This is a genomic window from Streptomyces sp. NPDC104831, from assembly GCF_055583025.1.
In genome coordinates, this window is sequence record NZ_JBVJOT010000037.1 from 22,663 (window position 1) to 46,468 (window position 23,806).

General features: G+C 70.5%; 20 protein-coding genes and 1 pseudogene. 12 read left to right on the plus strand and 9 right to left on the minus strand.

Translation table 11 applies throughout. The annotated features are described in order from the left end of the window. The first annotated feature begins 130 nt into the window (after nucleotides 1-130). From ACZ63H_RS24220 to ACZ63H_RS24235, 4 genes are all read left to right on the plus strand, one after another. Nucleotides 131-730, plus strand: coding sequence for a hypothetical protein (locus tag ACZ63H_RS24220; RefSeq protein WP_469868262.1), 600 nt, complete (start codon nucleotides 131-133; stop codon nucleotides 728-730). Between the two features lie 359 nt (nucleotides 731-1,089). Then, nucleotides 1,090-2,142, plus strand: coding sequence for a hypothetical protein (locus ACZ63H_RS24225; RefSeq protein WP_469868264.1), 1,053 nt, complete (start codon nucleotides 1,090-1,092; stop codon nucleotides 2,140-2,142). Nucleotides 2,143-2,428: 286 nt separating this feature from the next. Continuing rightward, nucleotides 2,429-3,430 (plus strand): hypothetical protein, encoded by a 1,002-nt coding sequence (locus ACZ63H_RS24230; RefSeq protein ID WP_469868266.1) that lies wholly within the window; start codon nucleotides 2,429-2,431, stop codon nucleotides 3,428-3,430. A 258-nt stretch (nucleotides 3,431-3,688) separates the two neighbouring features. Beyond that, nucleotides 3,689-4,603, plus strand: coding sequence for an SDR family NAD(P)-dependent oxidoreductase (locus tag ACZ63H_RS24235; RefSeq protein WP_469868268.1), 915 nt, complete (start codon nucleotides 3,689-3,691; stop codon nucleotides 4,601-4,603). Nucleotides 4,604-5,252: 649 nt separating this feature from the next. On the opposite strand, the pseudogene ACZ63H_RS24240 reads toward ACZ63H_RS24235, so the two are convergent. The 3 genes and pseudogenes from ACZ63H_RS24240 to ACZ63H_RS24250 all read right to left on the minus strand — a co-directional run. Next, nucleotides 5,253-5,549: pseudogene (locus ACZ63H_RS24240) on the minus strand (GNAT family N-acetyltransferase); the annotation flags it as partial. An 88-nt stretch (nucleotides 5,550-5,637) separates the two neighbouring features. Further along, nucleotides 5,638-5,952 (minus strand): hypothetical protein, encoded by a 315-nt coding sequence (locus ACZ63H_RS24245; RefSeq protein ID WP_469868378.1) that lies wholly within the window; start codon nucleotides 5,950-5,952, stop codon nucleotides 5,638-5,640. 360 nt (nucleotides 5,953-6,312) lie between these two features. Beyond that, a complete protein-coding gene (locus ACZ63H_RS24250) occupies nucleotides 6,313-6,837 on the minus strand; it encodes an EF-hand domain-containing protein (protein WP_469868270.1) in 525 nt (174 codons plus the stop codon). Between the two features lie 249 nt (nucleotides 6,838-7,086). Here ACZ63H_RS24250 and ACZ63H_RS24255 point away from each other — a divergent pair, with 249 nt between their 5' ends. After that, nucleotides 7,087-7,602, plus strand: coding sequence for a hypothetical protein (locus ACZ63H_RS24255; RefSeq protein ID WP_469868272.1), 516 nt, complete (start codon nucleotides 7,087-7,089; stop codon nucleotides 7,600-7,602). Then, nucleotides 7,599-8,678, plus strand: a complete 1,080-nt coding sequence (locus tag ACZ63H_RS24260) for a cobalamin-independent methionine synthase II family protein (RefSeq protein WP_469868274.1) — start codon at nucleotides 7,599-7,601, stop codon at nucleotides 8,676-8,678. The genes ACZ63H_RS24255 and ACZ63H_RS24260 overlap by 4 nt, the downstream gene beginning before the upstream one ends. Before the next feature lie 365 nt (nucleotides 8,679-9,043). Here ACZ63H_RS24260 and ACZ63H_RS24265 read toward each other — a convergent pair whose 3' ends face one another. The 6 genes from ACZ63H_RS24265 to ACZ63H_RS24290 all read right to left on the minus strand — a co-directional run bounded on the left by ACZ63H_RS24265 (nucleotide 9,044) and on the right by ACZ63H_RS24290 (nucleotide 16,059). Next, on the minus strand, nucleotides 9,044-9,682 hold the full coding sequence (locus ACZ63H_RS24265) for a hypothetical protein (protein ID WP_469868276.1): 639 nt from the start codon (nucleotides 9,680-9,682) through the stop codon (nucleotides 9,044-9,046). Then, the gene (locus ACZ63H_RS24270) at nucleotides 9,669-10,619 is read right to left on the minus strand and encodes a 2-hydroxyacid dehydrogenase (protein WP_469868278.1); all 951 of its coding nucleotides are present in this window, start codon (nucleotides 10,617-10,619) and stop codon (nucleotides 9,669-9,671) included. The genes ACZ63H_RS24265 and ACZ63H_RS24270 overlap by 14 nt, the downstream gene beginning before the upstream one ends. Then, nucleotides 10,616-11,767: a pyridoxal phosphate-dependent aminotransferase gene (locus ACZ63H_RS24275; RefSeq protein ID WP_469868280.1), complete on the minus strand. Its 1,152-nt coding sequence runs from the start codon at nucleotides 11,765-11,767 to the stop codon at nucleotides 10,616-10,618. Before ACZ63H_RS24275 ends, ACZ63H_RS24270 begins: the two co-directional genes overlap by 4 nt. Nucleotides 11,768-11,951: 184 nt before the next feature. Then, complete coding sequence (locus ACZ63H_RS24280; RefSeq protein WP_469868282.1) at nucleotides 11,952-13,223, minus strand: phenylacetate--CoA ligase family protein; 1,272 nt, start codon at nucleotides 13,221-13,223, stop codon at nucleotides 11,952-11,954. A 160-nt stretch (nucleotides 13,224-13,383) separates the two neighbouring features. Continuing rightward, entirely contained in the window at nucleotides 13,384-14,724 is a 1,341-nt protein-coding gene (locus ACZ63H_RS24285; RefSeq protein WP_469868284.1) for an MATE family efflux transporter, read from the minus strand. A 1,137-nt stretch (nucleotides 14,725-15,861) separates the two neighbouring features. Next, nucleotides 15,862-16,059 carry a hypothetical protein gene (locus ACZ63H_RS24290; protein ID WP_469868286.1) on the minus strand — a complete coding sequence of 66 codons (198 nt, stop codon included), beginning with the start codon at nucleotides 16,057-16,059 and terminating at the stop codon, nucleotides 15,862-15,864. Between the two features lie 124 nt (nucleotides 16,060-16,183). Between ACZ63H_RS24290 and ACZ63H_RS24295 the strand changes: the two genes are divergently transcribed. From ACZ63H_RS24295 to ACZ63H_RS24320, 6 genes are all read left to right on the plus strand, one after another. Beyond that, a complete protein-coding gene (locus tag ACZ63H_RS24295) occupies nucleotides 16,184-18,931 on the plus strand; it encodes a helix-turn-helix domain-containing protein (protein ID WP_469868288.1) in 2,748 nt (915 codons plus the stop codon). Nucleotides 18,932-19,539: 608 nt separating this feature from the next. Continuing rightward, the gene (locus ACZ63H_RS24300; RefSeq protein WP_469868290.1) at nucleotides 19,540-20,454 is read left to right on the plus strand and encodes a YceI family protein; all 915 of its coding nucleotides are present in this window, start codon (nucleotides 19,540-19,542) and stop codon (nucleotides 20,452-20,454) included. A gap of 117 nt (nucleotides 20,455-20,571) precedes the next feature. Continuing rightward, nucleotides 20,572-21,207 carry a YceI family protein gene (locus ACZ63H_RS24305; protein ID WP_469868292.1) on the plus strand — a complete coding sequence of 212 codons (636 nt, stop codon included), beginning with the start codon at nucleotides 20,572-20,574 and terminating at the stop codon, nucleotides 21,205-21,207. A gap of 72 nt (nucleotides 21,208-21,279) precedes the next feature. After that, entirely contained in the window at nucleotides 21,280-21,846 is a 567-nt protein-coding gene (locus ACZ63H_RS24310; protein ID WP_469868294.1) for a GNAT family N-acetyltransferase, read from the plus strand. Between the two features lie 231 nt (nucleotides 21,847-22,077). Beyond that, nucleotides 22,078-22,380 (plus strand): hypothetical protein, encoded by a 303-nt coding sequence (locus ACZ63H_RS24315; RefSeq protein WP_469868296.1) that lies wholly within the window; start codon nucleotides 22,078-22,080, stop codon nucleotides 22,378-22,380. Nucleotides 22,381-22,682: 302 nt separating this feature from the next. Beyond that, nucleotides 22,683-23,603, plus strand: coding sequence for a serine hydrolase (locus ACZ63H_RS24320; protein WP_469868298.1), 921 nt, complete (start codon nucleotides 22,683-22,685; stop codon nucleotides 23,601-23,603). The last annotated feature ends 203 nt before the right edge of the window (nucleotides 23,604-23,806 follow it).

Below are 23,806 nucleotides of genomic sequence, written 5' to 3' on the forward strand. Positions count from 1 at the left end.
ATCCCGGCATCCCGGCATCCCGGCATCCCGGGGGTACCCTCCGCGCCTATCGGCAACGGAGGCGTGCGGGTTGTGCGTCAGGTGCGCAACGGACCGGGCACCGAGACCGGTGTCCGGGCAGCCTGCGAGGATGGACAAGTTGATCGAGCTGGCCAGCACGCTCGTCTCCGGGGCGATCATCGCCGTTCTGGCGTCGTGGCTGACCAACCGCGCCCGCAACCACCAGGAGCAGCAAGCCGAGATCGGGTCCCTGCGGGTGCAGGCGGATGCGATGACGGTGGCGGTGATGGAGTTGCAGGGCGCAGCCGCCGCCAACCGGCTGCTGTGGGAGGGGCCGGCCGAGCGGGGCCGGACGTTCCTGTTGACGGTGCTCGCCTTCGCCGGTGGCGCCGCCCGCGCCCGGATCGCCGGCGGAACCGACGTGCAGAGCGGTCTCGTGGGCTTCGGGCGCGCGGCCGAACTCCTGAGCCGGGAGCGGGTGGCGAGCAAGCAGACCGTGGCCGCCGTACGCGAGCCGCTCACCCGGGCCGCCACAGCCGCAGCCCCACTGATGCGCTGCTCCGACCCGGCCGTCGTCACCGCCACCGAGCAACTGCTGAACGCCCTGTCCGACGTGGAGGACACCGCGCGCCTGGAAGCCGCCCTGGCGGCGTTCGGCGGGGCCGTCAACGCCGCCACCGCGCCACGGCCGTCCCGGTGGGCACGGCGGCGTGCCGGCCGGGCTGGGTGAGATCGCCCAAGGCCCGTAGTCGGCTACGGGCCCGCGACGCGGTCGGTGTCGCGTCTCCCACCACATGAGCAGCAGCGTTACGGCGTCGCCGCCCAGCTCGGAGAGTGCTTCTTTCCTTGTGCCGACAGGGACTTCTGACAAGTCCCACCGACGCGAGTCAGGAGCACACTCCGCCTATTTGATCAAGCCTCGAACAACCCACGCCTATGACAAAGGCCCTCTCAGTTTCGACTTCACCCCGGGGAATCTGGTGGGACGATGGCCGTACTTTCTGCCGCACGGTCCGACTGGCAGGTGTCGCCATCCATCCCCGGCGACTGCCGGCGCGCCGGTGCGGACGAGTTGAGGGAAGAGGCGGCGTGACGGACACCCTGCCGGACGATGAACCGGAGCCCCTGTGGCCCGAAGCCCAGGGCGTGAGCGAGGCGCGGATCCTTCAGACGCGCCGTGAGGGGATCAGGCTGCGTCGAATCGGACGGCTGGTCTCCGCCACGGGAGTCGTCGGTTATCTGGCCATCCTGAGGGACGTGTTGCCGGATCACGTCCTGGCCGCGGCCCTGGCCATCGGCGCGTCGACCTACCTGGTAGGGCTGGGCAGAAGGATCAGCTTCTACGGCCGTGCCCGCATCGACCGTGCCCGGCAGATCTCCCTTGAACAGCGTGGCCCCGACCTGCTGCGCCAACAGCCCTTCGTCCTCTATCTGCGCCCCTTCGAGTCCGATGCCCGGACCAAGAGCCTCGAGTCCACCTCTTCGTCCTTCTTTCACGGTGGGCAGGCGAGTGAGGAGGAGCAACTGGTGCGAGGACTCTCCCGTGTTGGCCAGGTCGTGGCGCTGGGCGACCCCTTCAAGGGCGGCGCCGACCCGGAACGTCTGCCTCCGCCGGGTTGTCTACGGGTCTACGTCACCCGGGGCAACTGGCAGACCCGGGTGATGGACTTGCTCCACAACTGTCGTCTGGCCGTAGTGGGTGCGGCCCTCAACCCCAGCACACTGTGGGAACTCGACCACGCCCTGGCGGACCTGCCGCCCACCCGTCTCCTGCTCCTGATCGGTGGTACCAAAGAGAGTTACGACCGCTTCCGGAGCGAAACCGAGGACCGTTTCCGCTCGAAGGGCACGACACTCCCCGAGTGGCCTGGAGCCCTTTCCCTGTTCGGGCCGAAGCAGTACCTGAAGGCTCTGATCACCTTCGACGACAACTATGTGCCCGCCCTCCATCCGCTGGTCGTCCGGGGCGGGCCCTCCGGTTTCGGCTCGACCACTTTGGAGGCCGCGCTACGCAACCGGGTACTGCGGGGGGTCCTCACCAGGCGGTTCGGGCCGGAGATCTTCTCCCCGGAGATCAAGGAGGGGGATCGGCGCCCGTGCTCGGGCCGCCACGGTCCCATGCCCACCCACAGGGAAGACTGACCGTGTCCTGCTGCAAGGCGCTCCCCCGGGCGGCGGAGGTGCGGCGGTTGTGGAGGTACCGAACGTGGACACCTTGACGACCACGGCGTCCACGCCTGCCGCGCTGCATCTTGCACGAGCTGTCGCCCCGTGAGAAAGCCCGCGTCGGTCGACGCCGCCAAGTTCCGACCGGCGCAAGCCTTGGCGTTCGCGGCGGTGCGCGGGTATCAACGAAGGGCCTGGCAGGCGAGCGGCGAGTCCTGCGGCGGACGGCCAAGCGCGGTGCGCGACAAGAGGGGGTAGTGACATGGGAGACGCCCCGGTCCCGGTACAGCACAAGCCCTTGGGCTGTACGTTGTGGATCACGGGCTGGATTCTGCGGATAGCCGGCGTTCTGGCCGTCGTCGTCGGCGTGCAACGGCTCCGGGTGAGCGGCTCCGTCACGAGTTCGCCGTACTACGACGGACCTCCTTGGTACGTCGCGATGTTCATCGACGTCGGCGTCATGCTCGCGGGCGCCGTGGTCTTCACGTTCAGTCTTCTCATGGGCAGGCGTGCCCGCGTCCACATGACGCGTCTCCTCCACTCCACAGCGGATCTTGCACCAGGGTCGTACGTGCTGTACCTGCGCCCTTTCACGCAGGACTTGTCCTCCTACGGCATCGCCCCGGGGGCGGAGACCGGGAGCCCCCTCGGGACCGTCATGCGATCGGGCCGCACCTATGAGGAACGACTCGGCCGGATGTTCCGCAGGTTCGGTCCGCTGGTTGCCATCGGCCGGCCTGGTGAGCCGTTACCAGGAGGGTCCGGCGCCCGCAGGACGTACCTCCCCCTCGACGATTGGAAGGACACGGTCGGAGAGCTGATCGACAATGCCCGCCTCATCATCCTCGGGGCCGGGCCCGGCCCCGGAACGGTCTGGGAATACGTCGAGATCCTGCGCCGCAGGGACCCCTCCCGGCTTGTCGTCCTCGTGACCGACCCGGTCGACTATCAGCGTTTCAAGACCTCCACCATCGCCGAGTGCGAGGGCGTACTGTTCGAACTCAAGGGAAAATACGGCAATTCGTGGCAGCCGCCCATCCTGCCGGATATTCCCGGACCGGTGGACCCGAAGGATGCCCGTGCCTTCTACTTCAGGGCAATGATCTATTTCTCCCAGGGCTGGGAGCCCCACTTGGCCCACTTCGACAGATCAGCCGTCAAGGGAGGGAATTGGCGAAAGGTCAACAAATACTTCGCGGAGCGCCTACGTCCGGTCATGACGCACATCAGCGAGGGAGTGCGGCCCGGGGTCCGGCCATCCTGAACGGACCATCTGATCAGCGGTCGCTACCTTCAGCACCCCGAGCACGCACAGCACGTCACCGCGCGGGTTGTTCGACGACCCTGTCGGCTTCACCGCGGACTCCTCCAAGCAGCCATCCTCATCCGGACGCGACGCCGACCGAGGAAACAGAATCCGGCCCCGTCGGATGTTTGTCGGTGATCTGTCGGAGGCCGGCGGCACTGTGGACGCCGGGCGGCTCCGCCGGAGCCGCCGCCACACCGCACAGGAGCGCTCGCCATGTCTCGAACCCCCTCTGCCGCAGATCGCGTGTATCTGGTCACCGGCGGCAATGCAGGTATCGGGTACTTCACCGCCGAGGCGTTGACCGTCACCGGCGCCACGGTCGTGCTGGGCAGCCGGAGCACCGAGCGTGCCGAGGCCGCCATGCACGCGATCCGGGCGCGGGTGCCCGGCGCGCGGGTGCGGTCGGTGGGCCTGGACCTCGCCGACCTCGGCTCGCTTCGGGGAGTCGCGGAATCCTTGCGGGTGGAGCGCCTCGACGCGGTGGTCCACAACGCCGGCGTGCTCCTCGAAGAGCCGGAGCGGCGGGAGACGCGGGACGGCCATGAGGTGCACTTCGGAACCAACCACCTCGGGCACTTCGCACTCACCCACTGGCTGCTGCCGCTGCTCGAGGCCGCGCCGAGCGCCCGCGTTGTGACGGTCGGCAGCTTCGCCGCCAAGTCCGAACGGCTCAACCTGGACGACCTGCAGTCCCGGGCCGGCTATCGGGCCAAGGGCGCGTACAGCCGGTCGAAGCTGGCTCAGATGTACTTCGGCCTGGAACTCGACCGCCGGCTGTCGGCCGCGGGCAGCACCGTGTCCAGCGTGGTGGTCCACCCTGGCGGTGCGCTGGACTCGCTCACCCCGTCGCGTCCGCCGGTCCATGTGCGCAAGGCTGGGGCGGCACTGCGCGGGGCGCCCGCCGCGCTCGTTCTCCAGGGCAAGCATGCGGGTGCCCGGCCTGCGGTCCGGGCGGTCCTCGACCCTGAGATCGGCGGGGGCGAGTTGTGGGGCCCGCGCGTCTTCGGGCTGCGGGGGCGGCCGCGCCGTGAGCGGTTGTGGGACCAGTTGGAGGATGCCGAAACGGCACGTCGGCTGTGGGAGGCGAGCGCGGAGCTGGCCGGCGTCGCGCCTGCCGTCGCCGGCTGAGGCACTCAACCCGTCCATTCAAGCTCCGTCACACCGGACCGCATCGGTACGGGCTCGCTCGCGTAGTCGGACGTTCACCCGGCCCACCCCGCACCCGGCGGCCACCGGTAGCCGCACCACCGTGGAAGTGGATGCCATCGGTTCCGCCCGCGGCGCGGGAGTGGCCTGCACCGGGTGGACCCGGTGCGGTGGAGCGGGCCGGTGGGGGCGGCCTGTCTCCCCTGATCCGGGGCGTAGGCGGCTCGACCCGGTCTTCGCAAAGGGCTGGGCGAGCGGTCGACAACGGGCAGCGGAACGCCTTCGGCCCTCATGCTCCTGGAAGCCCGCTCTGGGACTCGCGGCGCTGTCCACCGGTGGGAACCGTGGCGGTGTCGTGGGCGACGGGCGACGCCTGCTGCCAACCCGGCCCGAGAACATCCGCGGCCCGCACTGTGCCCTCCCCCAATGGCCGCCTGCCGGTACGGCCGGCCGCGGCCTGGTGGTCGGCCTCGGCACCGCCCGGGCCGGTGGCGCTCCGCTCGGCCGGCAGCAGCCGCGGTGGCTGCTCCCCTGCCGGGGGCATCGTGCTGGTAGGGGCTTCCGGGCCAGTGCCGAGTCGGCGGCGCATCGCAGTCATGCCGGAACCCTGCCACGGCAAGGGTGCGGCTACTCACAGGCGGGGGTCCCGGGCTGGGGCGGTGAGGTGTTGACGCCACCGCACGACCAGCGTTCGGGAGGGCGTGACCGGGGTCCGCAAGCCGAGCCACTGATCGGCGTCCCAGGCCCGGTACCGCTCTGCTTCGGTGAACCCCAGCTTCGCCGCGAGGCGCATCGAGCGAGCGTTGGCGGTCTGCGTGGAGAGCACCACCGGCTCACTCGGAAGAACGTCTTCGAGCCAGTCCAGTGCCGCCGCGCACGCTTCGGCGGCATACCCGGCGGTGCGCAGCCTCTCGCGCACCACCACGCCGGCGAGGACGGCGCGCTCGTACTGGAGCGGTACGCGAGGGGTCTCCCACTCCCCCGCACCCTGGCCCGGGGGCCGGTGCGCGGCCGGCTCACCGGAATCGGCTGGGGGTCGGAGGCCGGCGGCGGGCGGGAAGGTCGGACAGGGCCCACCGGGCGGTGTAGAGGCGGTAGCCGGCCTCCAAGCCGCGCACGGCCTTCGGCTCGCTGACGTCCAGGCAGTGGCTGGAGACGGCGGCGGCCACGATCCGGTCGGCCAGGCCGGGGTCGCGGTCGCGGCCGCGCAGACCCAGGCGAGGTGGCGACGGGCTTCGGCGAGCAGGTGCCGGCGGTGGGGGCGGCCGGCGTTGTTCATCACGAACACCATCGCGGTGCACGTCGACGGCCGCCAGCGCCATGTCGACCACGGCGGCGTCCCGGGCCCGGATCGGCCGCGACCCCGGCCCCGGCCGCCGCACGGGTGTGCTCGAGGAGGGAGGTGATGACGTCGGCGGCGACCCCCGAGGTGAGGATCGCGCTCAGGAACCGCGGCTCACCGTCGTCGACGGCGGTGAGTGGGAACGGCTGCGGCCGTTCCTGCCGGTCAGCAAACAGGCGTGGCAGGTGGCGGGACCACCGGCAGGTGATCGACGGGATTCCGCACCGGTTGCGGACCGGTGTTCAGCGGCGTGACGCCCTATCCGCGCGGTCGTCCCGCAGCCGATGGCATCGGCGAGAGCAGTCGGCGGCTCGCAGCGCCTGGCTGGACTTCGCCATGTCGTTGGGCGTCACGCCGGGAGGTCGGAGAGCGGCCTGCTGTACAGGGCGCTTCCCATGGGAGAGCCTTCGCCGGTGACGTGGGCGCGGATGGACGCGATGTAGTCGTCGCGGCTGATGCGGCCGTCACCGTTGGCGTCCAGGGCCGCGAACGCCGCTTCGGCATTGGCGGCTGGGTTGTTCAGCGCTGTGCGCAGGGCCGTGAACTCGGAGAGGTCGAGGGCGCCGTCGTGGTCGGTGTCGGCGAGGTCGAAGAGCGCGCCGAGGACAGGTGCGCAGACGGTGTCGAACGCTACGGCGCCGGCCCATGCCGCGTACTGGTCGAAGGACAGCTTTCCGTCGCCATCGGCGTCCATCGACGCCCAGGCGCGCTCGCCGAGGGTGCGTGCGGCGATGACGACCTGGTCGTCCTCGTTCAGTCCCATGGCCCGCGCCACGTTCCTGGTGCGCGCCATGTATTCCTCTCTGGAGACGATTCCGTCCCCGTCCGCGTCCAGCATGGCGAAGACGAGCTTTTGCGCGGCCGTCTGGTCCATCGTGGTTCCCTCCGTCGTGGCGTCGAGTGTGAGCGCGCTGCGTCACGCATTGGTTGTCCCATCCCTTCACCTGTCGATCAAGGCGGCCATTCGGGGGGCGTGGAGGCGTTTGTGCGCGCGTACCGCGCGTCGTGCGCGGGTGGTGTGCCTCAGGGAGCCCGCGACGGCAGGAACGGACACGGGTAGAAGCAGCCCTTGTGGAGGATCACGATCCGTGGAGGGTGGATGTTCGGCAGACGCAGGACAGCAGTGGCAGTCGGTTCCCTGGCCCTGGTGGGCTCGTCGGTGGTGTGGGCTCCGACCGGCCGGGCCCTTGAGCCCGTGCGCAGGACGGGTGTGGTGTGTACGGGCTCCAGCACCAGCACCTACGACCCGCCCCTGGGCTTGTTGCCCCGGCAGACCCACGTCCGGACACAGGCCGATTACACCTGCGGCATCGGTGCCGGCCGGACGGTGCCGGCCACCGGCTCGATGGAAGGGACATCGCCCGGGGCGTCCTGCGTCACGGTGAACAGCCCGCGCCTCGGGGAAGTCGTCCACTACGCCGACGGGAAACGTTCGTCGATCGCGTACGACAGCAGTACCAGTATCCGTGTCGCCGGCGTCCTCGTGGTCAGGCTGTCGGGCCGGGTCGTCGAGGGCCGTGGTGAAGGGCTGTCGGCGCATCGGACCGTTGCCGCGCTCCCCGACGAGCTGCCCACCGCCTGCCTGTTGTCCGGGCTGCGGGGCAGCGACGGTGAGGCACAGTTGGAGATCGTGCCGTGAGCGGGGCCACGGCGGGCATTCCCACCGAACCGATCGGCAGCATCCCTCGGCCCGTCGAGCTGCTCGCCGCCATGGCGGAGCACGCCGCGGGCCGGATCGGCGACGACGACCTCGCCGCCGCCCAGGACCGCGCGGTCGCCGACACCGTCCGCCGTCTGGAGGACATCGGCTCCCCGGTCGTCACCGACGGCGAACAGGCCAAGCCCAGCTTCGCCACCTACCCTCTGACCGGCCTGCGGCACCTCGCACCCGATGGCGTGGTCATCCCGTTCGCCGACGGACACCAGCGGCAGCTGCCCCGTCTGACGGCCGGACCCCTGCGCTACGGCGTGTACGCCGACCGCTACCTCAGCACGGCGCTACGGCACGCGGTCGCGCCGGTGAAGCAGGCCGTCATCGCGCCCTCCGCGGTCAGCCTCCTCTACCCGCCCGACGGCATCGACGGCTACCCCCGCGAGGCATTCCTCGACGACCTCACCAGCGAGGCCGAAACGGACATCCGCCGGTGCCTGGACGCTGGAGCCCACCGCGTCCAGATCGACTTCACCGAGGCCCGTCTCGCGCTGAAACTGGACCCGAGCGGAAGCCTGCTGGAACAGTTCATCGCCCTCAACAACCGGGTTCTGGAACGCTTCTCCCCCACCGAACGGACCAGGATCGGCATCCACACCTGCCCCGGCGGCGATCAGGACTCCACCCACAGCCTGGACGTCGACTACGCGGAGCTGCTGCCGGCACTCCTGAGGCTCGAGGCCGGCGCCTTCTACATCCAGCTCGCCAGCGAGCGGGACCCGGACAGGGTCCTCGCGGTACTCGCCGAGCACCTCCCCGACGGCGCTCACGTGTTCATCGGCGTCACCGACCCGATCGACCCCCGGATCGAGACGCCCGAGGAGGTACGCGACCGCGTCCTCGCCGCCGCCCGTCACCTGCCGCCGGAGCGTCTGGGCACCTGCGACGACTGCGGTTTCTCCCCCTTCGCCGACGACACCTCCACGTCCCGCGACACCGCCTTCGCCAAGATCGGGGCCCGCATCGAAGGAACCGCCCTGGCGACCCGTGAACTCGGCGGCTGAGCGACGGCCTCGGCAGTCACCGAAGCCTGTCGGTGACTGCCGGGGCCTGCGTCGTATCGAGGAGTCGGAGCGACGGGTGCTCCCGCCGTCGGCCCGGGCACCGCGCCTCTGTTCGGCGCGGGCATGAACAACACCCTGATGCCCTCGCGCTCGCGGCCGGGCGGCCGATGACGGAGGCCGGTCCCTCCGGGACGCCGACGGACGGCGACCGCACCGGGGGCCGCGGCCGCGGGGCCGGCCGGGGAGGCGCCGTCACGGCTCGGGAAGGCCAAGGCCGCCGCCCGGCACGAACGCTGCACGGCGACGTGGTGGACGGCATGCGGCTTCCGACGCAGTGACGGTGAGGCCGGGGCCGGCGGCGTCGGTCATGCGCCTGCTCCCGTCATCGCGGCGAACAACTCGGCGGGGGTCGGCGAGAGGTGCCCACGCACGGACACGGGGTCCAACACGCAGGCGGCGATCCCCTGTTCGGAACAGGAGGCCAGGAGACGGGCCACGTCCGGGGCGAGGGCCGTCGCATCCGCCCGGGGCGGTGAGAGAAGCGGCGAGGGCGGGAAGGCCGGGTCCGTGGTCCCGACGACTCCGCCGCCCGGCACACTCCCCGCGGCGATCACGACGACTCGCGGGCGACTCGAACCGCCGGGCCCCCGCGGGCCGGCCGCCGGCGGCTGCACGGATGTCACTGGTGTGTCGTGGGCGATGGCGTACCCCATGACGCCCGGGCCCGCGTCGGTCACGGCATGGTCGAGGACCTCCAGGAGGTAGAGCGCCGACACGGACACGTCGGAGGTGACGCCGAGGGGGCCCGCTGCCCCGGGTTCCTGCCAGCGGGCCAGCAGGCCGACTTCGGCGGGGAGTCGCGGGTGGACGCGTACCTCCAGCGTGCGCGCGCCGAACGGGTCGAGGCGGACCTCGGTACCGGCGCCGAGGTGGCGCGCCTGGTCCTGGAACCAGCCGAAGGCGCGGGCCGCCGCTGCCTCGGGCCCCGTGTCAGGTGACGACATTGACTGCCTCGCCTTCCAGGAATCCCCGCACGTTCCTCAGGACCTCGGCGAGGTTCTCGGCGCGGGAGCGCCGGGTGTACCAGGCCGTGCCGGGCGTGAGGAGCGTGTTGGGGACGTCGGCGAGCACCGGCACGAGATCGGCGGGCGTGTCGTCCAGGGCGACGCCTCCGAGTTCCCCGGCCGCGTGCCGGCGCGCGAGGGCACCGAGATCGATCGTCCCTGCCCGGGAGACGCTGACGACGATGGCGCCGACGCGGACGGCATCGATCAGCTCGGCCGACAGCAGGTCCCGCGTCGCGTCGGTGAACGGGACCTGCACGCAGATCACGTCACTGCGGCGGGCGAGTTCGGCGAGGTCCACGACCTCGATGCCGGGGACCGGCGAGCACCGGCTGTTGCTGCCCAGTACGCGCATGCCCAGCGCCCGCCCCCGGGCCGCGACGGCCTGCCCGATGCGCCCGGTGCCGACCACGCCCAGCACCTGTTCGTGGGCCTCCCGGCCGAGGAACGGCACATAGCGGTGGCTGACCCCGGCCGCTCCCGCGCCGTGTGCGGGCAGGAGCCGGCGGCTCAGCGCGGCGACGCAGGCGAGGACGTGCTCGGCCACGGCGGCGACCGAGTACCGCGGGCAGTGCGACACGCTGATGCCGAGGTCTGCGGCCGCCCGTAGATCGATCTGGTCGGTGGCCGACAGCATGGTGGCGATGTGCCGAACCGTCGGCGCGGCGCGCAGGATCTCCGCCGTCAGGCGGGTCCATTCCACCAGTACGACGTCCGCCTCCCGCAACCGCCGTACCGTCTCCTGCGGCCCCGGGCGGTCGAAGTGGACCCGGACGCTCCCGAGCCCGGAGAGGCACGCCAGGAAGGCGGCCGTGATGTGGGTGGGCTCGTCGAGGTAGACGATGCGCGCGGCGCCGGCCGGGGGGGCGGCGGTCATGCGGTGAACTCCGGAGTGGACAGGACGACGTCTCGTAGGTGGCCGCAGGCCGTGGCGAACCATTCAGGGGGCCGCGCCAGGGCGATCCGTATGAACCGGGCGCCGGCCTCGTGGTCGGCCCAGTGGAAGTGGTCGCCAGGCAGGACGCCGATCTGGGCGCGGCCGAGCGTGGCGACGACGTCCTCGCTGCGGATGTCCGGCCGGTTGATGCGCAGCCAGTCGACGCTCACGGTGCTGTCGGGGAACTCCGGGGTGAGGATCGTGCCGGCCAGGGCCTTGCGCAGGGCCTGGCGGTTCTGCCGGATGGTGCTCCATATGGTGCGTTCCAGTCCAGCCTCCTGCGTGTCGCGGATGTAGGCGGTCAGCAGCCGCAGGATGAACGGGCTGACGTTGAGCAGGATGTCGTCGTGCAGTTCGAGCACGCCCGCGTACAGGTCCCGGCTCACGGCGAGGATGCTGCACTTGAGGTCCTGCGTCGGCCACGTCTTCCCGGAGTCCTCGATCACGAGGTAGCTGACGCCGGAACCCTCCAGGATCTCGTACTGGTCCCACAGGGGCGAGGTGTCGAAGAAGCGGAACGTGCAGTCCAGGATGAGGATGCGGTGGTGTGCCAGGCAGTGGTCGACGATCGCGCGGAACCGGTCGGGCGTGAGGCTGAAACCCGTCGGGTTGTTGGGCAGCGTGAGGAAGACGGCGTCGGTGTGCACCGCGTCCAGGGTTTCGTCCAGGGCCGCCGTGTTCCGCAGGCGGTCCTCGCCGAGGGGGGTGAGGGCGACGTTCCTGCGCCGCAGGATGGTCGCGAGGTTGTCGAAGCAGGGCTGGAGCAGGGCCACGGACAGACCGCGGCTCGCCAGGTAGGTGGCGGCCAGGTCCGTGGAGAGGGAGGCCGAGTAGCACAGGAGCGTGTGGGGGTGCCCGGTCGCGGAGTGCTGTCCGGCGAGTGAGTAGAAGGCCTGCTGGAACTCGCGCTCCGAGTCCGACTGGAACGCCTCCTCCGCGGCGTGGAAGAGCTCGGGGAGGCTTGCGACGATCTCCCGCTGGGTGAGGTTCTGTCCCTGGTGGGCGTGCCCGTCGGCGAGGTTGAACTTGGAGTTGAGTCCGATGTCCTCGTACCGGGTCAGGTTCGTGTAGCGGTTCTCGCTGGTCAATGTGTCTCCTGTCGAGGTGAGGGCGCTACCGCCGTCCGTCCGACTTGCTGCCTGCGGTGCACCGCGACCGGCCTCGGGTCGACCGGGACTCGCCGCACGGGGGCTCGTGCCCGCCCGTGCGGGGCCGGCCCGGCAGGCCTCGGGCGCCGTGCGGGCCCCGTGGTGTCCGGCTCACCTGCCCCGTTCACCTGCCCGAGAGGTCCGGCTCCGCGGGGTGTCCGGCCCATGCTCCTTCGAGGTGGATGAGCCGTCGTTTGCCGGAGGCGAAGGGGGCGAAGTCGTCGGCACGCACGACCTCGACGTCGGGTTGCACGGTGCGGAACAGGCCCGGCAGTTCCCGCACGAACTCGGCCACCACCGGGTTGTCTTCGACGGCCGCGGCCGGGTCGACCGGCTGGACGCGCAATTGGATCCGGGCGGGCGCGACCTGCACGATCTGGTACTGCCGTACGTTCGACGCCTCCAGGACCAGGGTGCGGTCGCACAGGTTGAGCACGATGTCCGCGGGCACCGTGCGGGACGGGCCGTCGCGCAGGTGCTCGTCCTCGCGCCCCCTGAACTCGGTGATCGTCCGGAAGCGGGAGCCGCAACCGCAGCGCGTGTCGGTGTCGGACAGGCGGGCGATGTCGCCCTGGTCGTACCGGATGAAGGGCATGAGGAAGTTCCCGAGGGAGGTCCCGACGAGCCGTCCGAAGCCGTCTTGGTCGGCGTCGGCGACCTCGAGGTAGACGCTGTCCTCGACGACGTGATAGCTGCGCTCGGGGCATTCGCAGGCGATCAGGGAGAGTTCCTCGGAGGAGTATTCGTCGAGAACCGGCACCCGGAACACCTCCGAGTACTTCACCCGCTCCTCCCTGCTGCTGCGTTCGGAGTTCGTGTAGGCGGCCTCCAGACCGAACGCGTCGAGTGCCACGTTCTCCGCGGCCAGCCGCTGGAGGTAACTCGGCAACGCAGCCATGAGCCGGGGCCGCAGCTCCGCGAGGTGTTCGAGCACCAGCCGGGGCGGGCAGTCCAGCGAGACCGTCACGAAGGGGTAGCCGCCGGCGAGCGAGGTGAACCGTTCGGCGACGAAGTACACGCTGTAGCGCCAGTCGTCGGGCTTCAGAGGTCCGCTCAGGCCGATTTCGCAGTGGCGCATGTGCAGCAGCGTCCGGTAGTCCACGCTCGCGTTGTCCTGGTAGATCGTGATGTTGTATCCGCTCGATCCCGAGGTGCGTGCCGAATGCACGGTTCTGCCGTCGGCGTGCCGTGCCGCCTCCTCCCCCATTCCCGCCTCGACGAGCATGCGTTTGTTCACCAGGGGTAATTTCTCGAAGTCCGACCAGGTGACCAGGTCTCCCGGTTCGAAGCCGACGGCCGAGTAGAGCCGACGGTAGAACGGCACGGTGGCGAACGCCGAGTCCACGAGGCACCGCACCCTTTCCAGCTGCCAGGCCGCGCGTTCCTCGGGTGCCATTCGGTAGCGTCCTTGCAGTCGCTGTCGCTCGTGCTCCCACTTGCGCCGGAGCCGGAGCTGCGACCGGGGGTCCTCTTTCACGGCTCGCACGCTGCGGCGGATGTAGCGTGCGATGGCGTCGCTCGTACTCGCTTCGCCTTCCACATCGCGCCGTGTCAGGTCATTCATGCTGATGCACCACCGATTTCCTGAGGGTTTTGATGTGCTGTCCCGCGCGGGCGAAGCAAAAGGCCGTCACGCAGGTGGTGCCGATGCCGGCGCCGAACCACAGGCCGTAGAAACCGAGCGGGGTGAACTCGGACAGGGCGACGCCCGAGCCCAGCCCGAGGATCCAGTTCCCGACGGCCACGACGGCGGTCGGCACCCGGGTGTCTGAGAGCCCCACCAGATAGCCCATCGGCATGGTCACGAGGGTGTCAGCGACGATGTACACGATCAGGAGGGGCAGCAGGGAGAAGAGGGTCGTCTGCGTTCCCCGGTCGTGGATGCCGAAGACGTCGCGCACGATGCCGTGGAAGCAGAGAGCCACGGCCGAGGAGAGCACGAGGGAGTAGACCAGGCCTATCAGCAGCAGCGCGGTGCGCAGGTCGCGCAGCGCGCGCCAGTCCTTTCCCTCGTGGGCCCACGCGGCCGCCGCCGTCGCCGCGCTGGAGAACCCGAGGGCGAAGACGACGATCAGCGACTCCAGCCGCAAGGCCACGGCGTGGGCGGAGACGGCATGGGCTCCGTGCCGGGCGACGAAGAACGCGAGGACGGGCAGGAACCCCTCGCCGAGGAGTATGCGAACCCCGATCCAAACGCCCACCCGGCCCAGTTCGAGCAGCATCGGAGGCCTGGGCGCCGGTGAGCCCGCTCGGAGGTCCAGCTCGCGGAACGTCCTGCCGCGCAGGAGGACGACGCCCACCAGTACCGACGCGAACATCCGCACGACGCTGCTGGCGAGCCCCGCCCCGAAGACGCCCAGCCCGGGAAGCCGGCCGGCCCCGAAGATCATCAAGTACCCCAGGACGAGGTTCAGGGGCACCGCCGCCAGCATGATCCAGGTCGCCGGTTTCGGGCGGCCGACCCCGGTCATCAGGCAGCGCGCGTTGACGTACAGGAGGAAGAACGGCAGCCCCGCCGCCGCGCCGTTGTTGTAGTCCTGCGCGATGGCCGCGACGCCGGGGTTCTGGCCGATGAGGACGAGGATGTGCTCGGTGTTGAGGAGAACCACGATGCCGAGACCGCCGGCGAGCAGCGCGAGCCAGGCCCCCTGCACCGTCCAGCCGCGCAGCTCGTCCGCTGCGCCCGCCTGGTGGCCGGCCGCCACCTTCGGTGCCACGGCCGTGACGAGTCCGAGGCCGAAGAGCATGACGAGGCTGAACAGACTGACCGCCAGGGTCACTCCGGCCAGCGCCTCGGAGCCGGACCTGGCCACCAGGGCGGCGTCGGTGAACGATATGGAGATCTGCGCCATGTAGCCGACGGCGAGAGGAAGCCCCAGGGGCAGGATCCTCCCCACGACGCGTCTGACGGAACCCGTCCCCGTCGGCGCGCGCAACGTCGAGGTGTCACCGGATCGAATCACCGCGGCGGGTCCGGTCAGTCTCGGACGGTGCCGTCCGCGTGTATGTCCCAGAACAGCGGATGCGCCGTCGAATCCGGCCCCGGCCGGCTTTCACCACTCACGACGGCGTCCGTACTCACGCCGTCGTCGCCGTGCCCCCGGATTTCCGGAGATCCGTTCTCGGGATCTCCGTCGGCACGTAAGGCACTGCTCCACGTCATGGGGCCCCCTGGGTACTCGGCTGGTGGATACCGATTGCCGAGTCTCCCCGAAGAGCGGGGCGCGTCGCTAGGGCCGAGCGACAAGTCGTTGCCCCGTGCGGACCCCTTTCACGTACCGGAAAATGCCCGGGGCGATTGCGGTATTTTCCCGATCTTGCGAGTGCGCAGGCCACTGGGGCGTGAACGATCTGTGCGGCCGCCCTGGACGGATCGATTTCGGGGCGCCGCGGGGAGATTGCCCGAAGTTCCCTTCGGAAAGGGAAAACTGGAGTGCTGGGTGTTTTCCGTGATGGGCGAGGCGGGTGATCGGTGCTGCCGTTTTCGGGGGCTGGTGAGTCGACTCGTAAGAGTTCATCACAGGATCTTGTGGGAGCCGACCAATGGCCGTGTCTCATGTGACGATTCGCCCGTTGGGACGATGGGAGCGCACCGTGGATGTCAACTACGAGCTGTGGGCGCTGATCGAGCCGATCCGGTCGGTATGGCCGGAGCGGTCGCCGGGGCCTCGGCCGGTGGAGGACCGGCTGTGCCGGCGGGGTCCGCCGGGAGCTGACCAGGCGTCGGGTCCTTCCCGTCATCTCCCGCCGCGACTCGCTCATGTCACTCGCCTGCGCGCTCGTCTGCTGGTGACACGCGGCCGTCGGCGTCTGCTCGCGCTCCCGTCCCAGCCGCCCCCAGAAGGGTTCGGTGCAGGCGTACTTGCCGCCCTCCACCTCACCCGACCTCGCCGCCGCCCTGTGCTGCTACAAGCGCCTCCTCCGCGTCACCGCATAGGACACGGTCTGGATACGAGTCGCTCTGCCCGGGGGCATACACGGCAGGTGGCCGAGTGCGGTGAGGTGAGGCAAGTGGCTGGGCCGTCGTGCGGTGGTCAGGTGAGCAGGGTGTCGAAAGTGCCGGCCAAAGTGGTGGCGAGGGTGATGACCGCGGTGAAGGCGGCGGCGGCGCGAGTGAGAGCGGTGGGGAAGGAGGCGCCGTCCATGCGGGCGAGCTTGCCCGCGCCGGCGGCAGCCAGCAGGGCAACGACGAACACAAGCGCGGCGGTGAGGAGGACGAGTGCGGCGTTCACGACGGACTCCCGGTGGATGGTGGGGTGTTGACGTGGACGAAGGTGTCGGAAGGCGTGTCCGTCATGGTTCGCCGGGACGATGATGAACACCGGCGAACTCACCGTCACCAGGGAGTGTGGGCACATGCACGACGAGCGGTCCGGCCGCCCCGCGGACGTGGCTCTGGCGGAACTGCGCGGGAGGCTGGTCACCGCGCTGGCTCAGGCCCGGCTGAACCAGACGCAGCTCGCTGCCCGGGCGAAGCTGGGGCGCACGACCGTGTCGGAGGCGTTCTCCTCCAGGAAGCCTGTGCCGTCCGCGGAGACGGTGGTGGCGCTGGCCCGTGTGCTGAGGTTGCCGGAGCGGGAGCTGCTGGAGCTGCGGCGGTCGGCAGCCGAGGGGTCAGGCTCGGTTGTGGGCAGTGGGCCGGGCCGGCCCATCGGTGAGTGGGATCCGCACGCGCTGGAGGTTCACCCGGCCGGTATCGCTCAGGGTGGTTCCGGGGTGCCGGCGCAGCAGGTGCTGCCCGGCTATGTGGCGCGCGAGCACGACCGGATCCTGGTCGAGGCGGTGCAGGAAGTCCAACGGGGTCACAGCCGGATGCTGGTCCTGGTCGGTTCGTCCTCGACGGGGAAGACGCGGGCGTGCTGGGAGGCCGTGCAGCCGCTGGCGGAGCAGGGCTGGCTGCTGTGGCATCCCTTCGATCCCACCCGGGCGGAGGCCGCGCTGGAGGATGTGAGCCACATCGGCCCGCGCACGGTGGTGTGGCTGAACGAGGCCCAGCACTATCTCGGCGATCCTGCGGCCGGTGAGCGGATCGCCGCGGCCGTGCACCACCTGCTGACCGACCCGCGGCGCGGGCCGGTCCTCGTATTGGGCACCCTCTGGCCCGAATACGTCAAGCAGTACACCGCTCTGCCCGCACCGGGTGGGCCGGACCCCCACAGTCGGGTGAGGGAGCTCCTCGCGGGACGGACCGTGAGCGTCGCCGACGCCTTCGACACCCAGGCTCTGGCCGCGGCGGCCGCGTTGGCCGAGGCCGGTGACCGGCTGCTGGCCGAGGCCCTCTCCCGCGCCGCCGGTGCCGACGGACACGTCACACAGGACCTCGCCGGCGGCCCCGCGCTCCTGGAGCGCTACCGCACGGGCAGCGCGGCCGCCAGAGCACTGCTGGAAGCCGCCATCGACGCCCGTCGCCTCGGTGTCAGCCCGTACCTGCCACAGGCGTTCCTCACCGACGCCGCCCCCGACTATCTTCACGACACCGACTGGAACCAGCTCACCGACGGCTGGACGGCGCAGGCCTACGCCGAACTCGCCGAGCAGGTGCACGGCAAACAAGCCCCCCTCACCCGGATCAGCCCGCGACCGCAACGGCGCCCGCCCAGCCCCTCCTCGCCCGCCGACGCCTCCGCCCCACGGCCGGGGCCGGTCTTCCGCCTCGCCGACTACCTCGAACAGTACGGGCGCACTGCCCGTCGGCACCTGTGCCCGCCCGCCTCCTTCTGGCACGCCGCCCACACCCACCTCACCAACCCTGACGACCTGTACAACCTCACCGAGGCAGCCGAAGACCGGCACCGCCTGCAATGGGCGTACCACTTGCGCCTTCGCGCCGCGGACCACGGCAACGCCCAGGCTTTGCACGATTCGGCCCGGTGGCGGTTGAGGATCGGGGACCGGGAGGCCGCCGAAACCCTGTACCGGCAGGCCGCCGACCGCGGCCACACCCACGCCTTGTACAGCCTGGCCGAACTGCGGGAGAGGGCCGGAGACCGGGAGGGCGCCGAAGCCCTCTACCGGCAGGCCGCCGAGCACGGTCACTTCTACGCCCTGGAGCGCCTGGCCCAGATGCTGGAAGGTGCCGGGGACCGGGAGGGCGCCGAAGCCCTCTACCGGCAGGCCACCGACCGCGGCCACACCCACGCGCTTCTCGGGGTGGACCACCTGGCCAGGTTGCGGGAGAGGGCCGGGGACCGGGAGGCCGCCGAAGCCCTGTACCGGCAGGCCGCCGACCGCGGCCACACCCACGCCTTGTACAGCCTGGCCGAACTGCGGGAGAGGGCCGGGGACCGGGAAGGCGCCGAAACCCTCTACCAGCAGGCCGCCGAGCACGGCCACACCCGCGCCCTGGAGGACCTGGCCCGGCTGCGGGAGGAGGCCCAGGACTGCGAGGGCGCCGAAAACCTGGCCCGACAGGCCGCCGATCAGGGGGACTTCGACGCCTTGTACACCCTGGCCGCCATGCGGCGAAGAGCCGGGGACCGGGAGGACGCCGAAGCCCTCTACCGGCAGGCCGCCGACCGCGGCCACACCTACGCCCTGATCCGCCTGGCCGAACTGCGGGAAAGGGCCGGGGACCGGGAAGGCGCCGAAACCCTCTACCAGCAGGCCACCGAGCACGGCCACACCCATGCCCTGGAGCGCCTGGCCCGGCTACGGGAGGAGGCCCAGGACTGCGAGGGCGCCGAAAACCTGGCCCGACAGGCCGCCGACCACGGAAGCTTCACCGCCTTGTACACCCTGGCCGACATGCGGGAAAGAGCGGGAGACCGGGAAGGCGCCGAAGCCCTCTACCGGCAGGCCGCCGACCGCGGTCACATCCACGCCCTGGAGGACCTGGCCTTGAGGCGGGAGAAGACCGGAGACCGGAAGGGCGCTGAGACTCTGGCCCGGCAGGCCGCCCACCACGGCAACATCGATGCCCTGCTCCTCTTGGCCGAGATGCGGGAGAAAGCCGGGGACCGGGAGGGCGCTGAGACTCTGGCCCGGCAGGTCGCCGACCACGGCAACACCCGCTCCCTGGAGCTCTATGACATGCCGGCGACGCTCGAAAGCCTGTGGCCGTACGGCCTGGATCCGGACGGTACGCCGACGCCCCAATGGCCATAGCGCACGTGCTACCGGTCCGTGCCCAGGCAGTTGATCGCGAGTGCAGGCATGTCGGCGAGGAGTGGTACGCGCTGTGGTCGCCGCGCTCGGCGTGCCCTTCCCCGGAAACGAGGAGCGGAAGCTGGAGCAGACGCACCCCCTGGTCAGGTGACTCGGTGCGCGCGAGGCCGGCGCGCAGCGGGTCGGCCGATGGGCGGTGTGGATGTCGAGATGCTCGTCGACGTCTGGCAGCGCCTCCCGCTCTCCGGCCCATGGAAGGACGGCAGCACGGCGAGTTCTGTGTCGGGCCCGTGATGAAACCGCAGATCGGTTGTGAATGTCCGGGCTTCTTTCCGTGCCCTTCACCACAGCATTGCTGCAAAGCAACGAATCGAGCTGTGGCGATATGGTCGGCCGATGTACCGATATGTGGCCTCGCACCCGTACCCGAGTGGGTTGAGCAGCTACGACACCGGCTCGGGTGGCCTACTCGCGGAGCGCTTTATGATCGTCGGCGAACTACTGGCTTTGCGTCCGTTCTCCTGCCGTCGACGTTTCTTGGCGACCGGGAATGCAAGAACTCCGAGCGAGTCGCGTGACCGAGACGCAGGGGAAGAAGGGTGAACTCCATGCCTCTCGGGCTGCTCCGTCGTCGGCGTTCCCGTGGTGCCTCCGGTGCCGTGTCGAGCATCTCGGTCCCGCTGCCGCCCGGCGCCGGGGCGTTCGGCTTCGAGGTGCTCGATCCCATGGGGCAGCCCATGGGCGGAGCCGAGGTCACCGTGACCGCGCTGGACAGCCACCGGATCGCGACGCGCGGCGTCACGGACCCCCACGGCTACTTCATAGCCACGCTGCCACCCGGCTCCTACAGCGTGATGATCGTGGCCGAGGGCCTGTCGCCCGCCCGCGAGGACCTCGACATCACGGCCGGGGTGGCCCTGCCCACCGCACAGGTCGCGCTCCAGCCCGCCCGTCAGCTGGAACTTCCGACAGCCGGTACCTGGCTGTTCGACCCTCCGCACACCGCGATCCGGTTCATCGCCAAGCACGTCGGCATGGCCCATGTCCACGGGCGGTTCACCCGCTTCCAGGGCAGCATCCGCATCGCTCCGAACATGGCCGACTCACAGGTGGCGGTGCGCATCGACGCCTCCAGTATCACCACGGGCAACAACACCCGCGACAACCACCTGCGTTCGGCCGACTTCCTGGACGTCGAACGCTACCCGTACATCGACTTCACCAGCACCCGGTTCGCCCACCTCGGCGGCTCCAAGTGGACCCTGCACGGCACCCTCACCATGCACGGCACCAGCCGCTCCGTCGGCCTCGACACCACCTACCTCGGGTCGATCAACGGGGGCTACGAACAGGAACTGCGCTGCGCGGCCCTCGCGAAGGCCGAACTCCACCGGGAGGACTTCACCCTCAACTGGCGCTCCATGCTCGCCCGCGGCATCGCCGTCGTCGGGCCGACCGTCCAACTGGAGTTGGACGTACAGGCGATGTACCGCACCCACGACACGCCCACGCCGCCGAGGTAGCGCTGGGCAGCGGGTTCACCGTCGACCGCATCCGCCTCGGGCGGGGTCACCGATCCGGGCAGCGCCCCGGCGGCACCTTGGCAGCACGAGCAATCAGATGGGAAAGGGCTCACGATCATGGGTATCTTCGGCCGACGCCAGACCGCCGTCAGCGAGCCGCCCCCGGCTCTCGCGGGAGCCACGTCCGGGGGTGTCGCACTCGACCCGGCACTTCAAGCCCTGACCGGGCGATGGACGATCGACCGCCCGCACAGCCGCATCGGATTCTCCGTACGGCACGCCATGGTCACGACGGTCCGGGGGGCTTTCACCGATTACGACAGCACGTTGTACTTCGACGGAGCCCAGCCCTCCGAGTCGCGGGCCGACCTCGTCATCCGGGTCGCCAGCGTCGACACGGGCGTGGAGCAGAGGGACGCGCACATCGTCGGCGCCGACTTCTTCGACGCGCGCCGGTACCCGGAAATGACCTTCCGCAGCACCTCCACCGTCCACGAAGGCGGAGAGACCTTCCGCATGACCGGGGACCTGACCATCCGCGACGTCACCCGGCCCGTCGACCTGCAACTCGACTACCTCGGCTCGGTTCTGGACCCCTTCGGCTTCGAGCGGGCCGGTTTCGACGGCACCACCACCATCGACCGCACCGAGTGGGGCCTGGTCTACAACCAGCGCCTCAAGGCAGGGGGCACCATGGTGAGCGAGAAGGTCCGGCTGCAGTTCGACATCTCCGCGATCCGGTCGACGTCGTAGGCGGCGTCGGGAGCACCCGCAGTCGCAGGAAAACCGTTGGGCCGCCCGGCTTGTTCCAGGCATGATCGACTCGTGGACACCTACCTGGAGACCGAGCGTCTCACCCTGCGCCGTTTCGCCGCCGATGACGCGGACCTGCTGATCGAGTTGGACAGCGACCCGGCGGTGATGCGCTATCTGTCCGGCGGCATTCCCACCCCGCCGGAGATCGTCCGCGAGCGCTATCTGCCGAACATCCTCGCCGGCTACGAGAAGTGGGGCGGCGACCTCGGACTGTTCGCCGCGCACGAGAAGGACGGCGGCGCATTCATCGGCTGGTACATCCTGCGTCCCGAGCCGGAGGGGCCGCTCGACGAAGTCGAACTCGGTTACCGGCTGCGGCGGGCGGCTTGGGGCAGGGGCTATGCCACCGAGGGCTCCCGTGCCTTGCTGGCCAAGGCGTTCACGGAGCTCGGCGTACGCGTGGTCTGGGCCGAGACGATGTCCGTGAACCGCGGTTCGCGCAACGTCATGGAGAAGCTCGGCATGTCACTCGCGGACACCATCCCCACTCCTCCCGACATGGAGATGGTCGAGGGCTCCGAGCATGGTGGCGTACGGTACGAGATCACCAAGGAACAGTGGGAGCGGCAGCGCTGAGGGCGCACGTCCGGCGCCGGGGGGCAGGACGTCGAGGACCTGGCCGGCGTGTTGGCGAGGCCGGCCCGGGAGACGGCCGGCGTCCAGGACATCGGCGCACTGCTGGTAGGGGCGGTGTCGTGAGCGGGCGGGGCATGGGCGATGATCCACGCCGGCTGGTGGAAAGGGCTCTGCCGAAGGGACCATCCGGTCGACCGACAGCCCCCGAGCCTCGCGCAGGCATGCGGTGAGTTGCTCGCCAGCCAGACCACGGCCGTCACCGGGCCCGCCGATCCGCCTCAGCCGACGCTGGTAGCCGACCTGATCGGTCTCGCCCGGGACCTGTCGTCCGACGAGCGGTTCCGGCCCGCCCACGCGAAACGCACCAGCCTCGGCCACAGCCGCCTGTGTGTGGCGGTCGTCGCCGCTGCCGTCGTCGTAGACAGCAGCGGCGACCGCCTCGGACGTACCGTCGCCTTCCTCGCCGAGCCCTCGTTCTTCGGCTGCCCCCTCCCCCGCTTACACCGCCGGCGACAGCACGCGGCCCGCCGGTGACGAGTGGCCCGCCGCCCGGGGGCCGGCCACCTGCAGGTCGGCCAGGGACACCGCCGACGGTCGCTGGGGACATGCCGGCGGTGGCAGGTGCTCACTTCCGCCGACGTCCACCGCTGCGCCCCCAGAGGGGGTCCTCCCCACGATGCCGCGCGCGCTGCCGGGCCGGCATTCCGCTCCCGGGGCCGACAACTCGCCGCCGGGCCGCGACCCCGGTGGCCGACCCCACCCGATCGGGCCAACTCCCTTGCTGCGAACATGCGTACCCACAGGACGTCCGTCCAACGTCAAGGGGGAAATTTTTCATGACCCACCGGATATCCCGCGGAACCGGGGCCATCACGACCACCCTCGGTGCAACGTTGCTCGTCGGTGCCACCGCCCTCCCGGCCGCGGCGGCACCGGCGGCTGCCGTCGAGTGCACGTCGGCCACCGCCGGCCTCGCCGAGAAGCTGACAAGGGACATCACGGCGGCCCTCGCGAACCGCGAAGGCACCGTCGCCCTCGGCGTCTACGACCGCTCCACCGGCACCACCTGCACGCTGAACGGCGCCACGGCCTTCGACTCGGCCAGCACCGTGAAGGTCACCGTCCTCGCCGCGCTGCTGTGGGACGCGAAGAAGACCAACCGGTACCTGACCGACACCGAGGCCGACCTCGCCAAGGCGATGATCACCGTGTCGGACAACGACGCGACCAGCAAGCTGTGGAAGCAGCTGGGCGTGGCCAAGATTCAGGGCTTCCTGACGGCGGCCGGCATGACGAAGACCGTGCCGGGTGCGGACGGTTACTGGGGTCTGACCCAGGAGAACGTCGAGGACGAGCAGAAGCTGCTCAAGCTGATCACCGCCAAGAACACCGTACTGAGCGACAACTCCCGTGCCTACATCCTGAAGTTGATGGGCCAGGTCATCGCGGACCAGCGCTGGGGCACGCCGGCGGGGGCGCCTTCGTCCGTCGCCGTCCACGTGAAGAACGGCTGGTTGCAGCGCTCCACGCACGGCTGGCGGGTGCACAGCCTGGGTACCTTCAACGGTGCCGGCCACGACTACATGATCAGTGTGCTGACGCAGGACAACAGCACCATGGAGTACGGGGTCGCCACGATCCAGAACGTGGCGAAGGCGATCCACAAGGATCTGGTGCCGCCCACGCCGGGCGTCACCCGCTACACGCCGAGCCACTCGCCGCGCGAGGCGTTCGTCCCCGTCCCGCCGCGCGGCTGACGCCACTCGGGACGGCCACGCCGGGCCGGTGGCGGCACTCACCTGACCCCCACCCGGCCCGGTTGGGCCGGGGCTGCCCTGCTCTGCCGGAGGCAGCGGACCGTAGGAGGTCAAGAAGAATGCACCCCGGGTAGCCCTCCTGCCGTCGGGCATCGGCCCCAGCCGCGCCGCGCAGCCGCCGGTGGCCGCAACTCGGTGCGGGC

Excerpts from the sequence above, each read along its gene's own strand:
- ACZ63H_RS24265 (WP_469868276.1), bottom strand. The coding sequence starts at position 9,682 with ATGTCGTCACCTGACACGGGGCCCGAGGCAGCGGCGGCCCGCGCCTTC.
- ACZ63H_RS24270 (WP_469868278.1), bottom strand. The coding sequence starts at position 10,619 with ATGACCGCCGCCCCCCCGGCCGGCGCCGCGCGCATCGTCTACCTCGAC.
- ACZ63H_RS24250 (WP_469868270.1), bottom strand. The coding sequence starts at position 6,837 with ATGGACCAGACGGCCGCGCAAAAGCTCGTCTTCGCCATGCTGGACGCG.
- ACZ63H_RS24280 (WP_469868282.1), bottom strand. The coding sequence starts at position 13,223 with ATGGCACCCGAGGAACGCGCGGCCTGGCAGCTGGAAAGGGTGCGGTGC.
- ACZ63H_RS24235 (WP_469868268.1), top strand. The coding sequence starts at position 3,689 with ATGTCTCGAACCCCCTCTGCCGCAGATCGCGTGTATCTGGTCACCGGC.
- ACZ63H_RS24230 (WP_469868266.1), top strand. The coding sequence starts at position 2,429 with ATGGGAGACGCCCCGGTCCCGGTACAGCACAAGCCCTTGGGCTGTACG.
- ACZ63H_RS24295 (WP_469868288.1), top strand. The coding sequence starts at position 16,184 with ATGCACGACGAGCGGTCCGGCCGCCCCGCGGACGTGGCTCTGGCGGAA.
- ACZ63H_RS24320 (WP_469868298.1), top strand. The coding sequence starts at position 22,683 with ATGACCCACCGGATATCCCGCGGAACCGGGGCCATCACGACCACCCTC.
- ACZ63H_RS24300 (WP_469868290.1), top strand. The coding sequence starts at position 19,540 with ATGCCTCTCGGGCTGCTCCGTCGTCGGCGTTCCCGTGGTGCCTCCGGT.
- ACZ63H_RS24220 (WP_469868262.1), top strand. The coding sequence starts at position 131 with ATGGACAAGTTGATCGAGCTGGCCAGCACGCTCGTCTCCGGGGCGATC.
- ACZ63H_RS24305 (WP_469868292.1), top strand. The coding sequence starts at position 20,572 with ATGGGTATCTTCGGCCGACGCCAGACCGCCGTCAGCGAGCCGCCCCCG.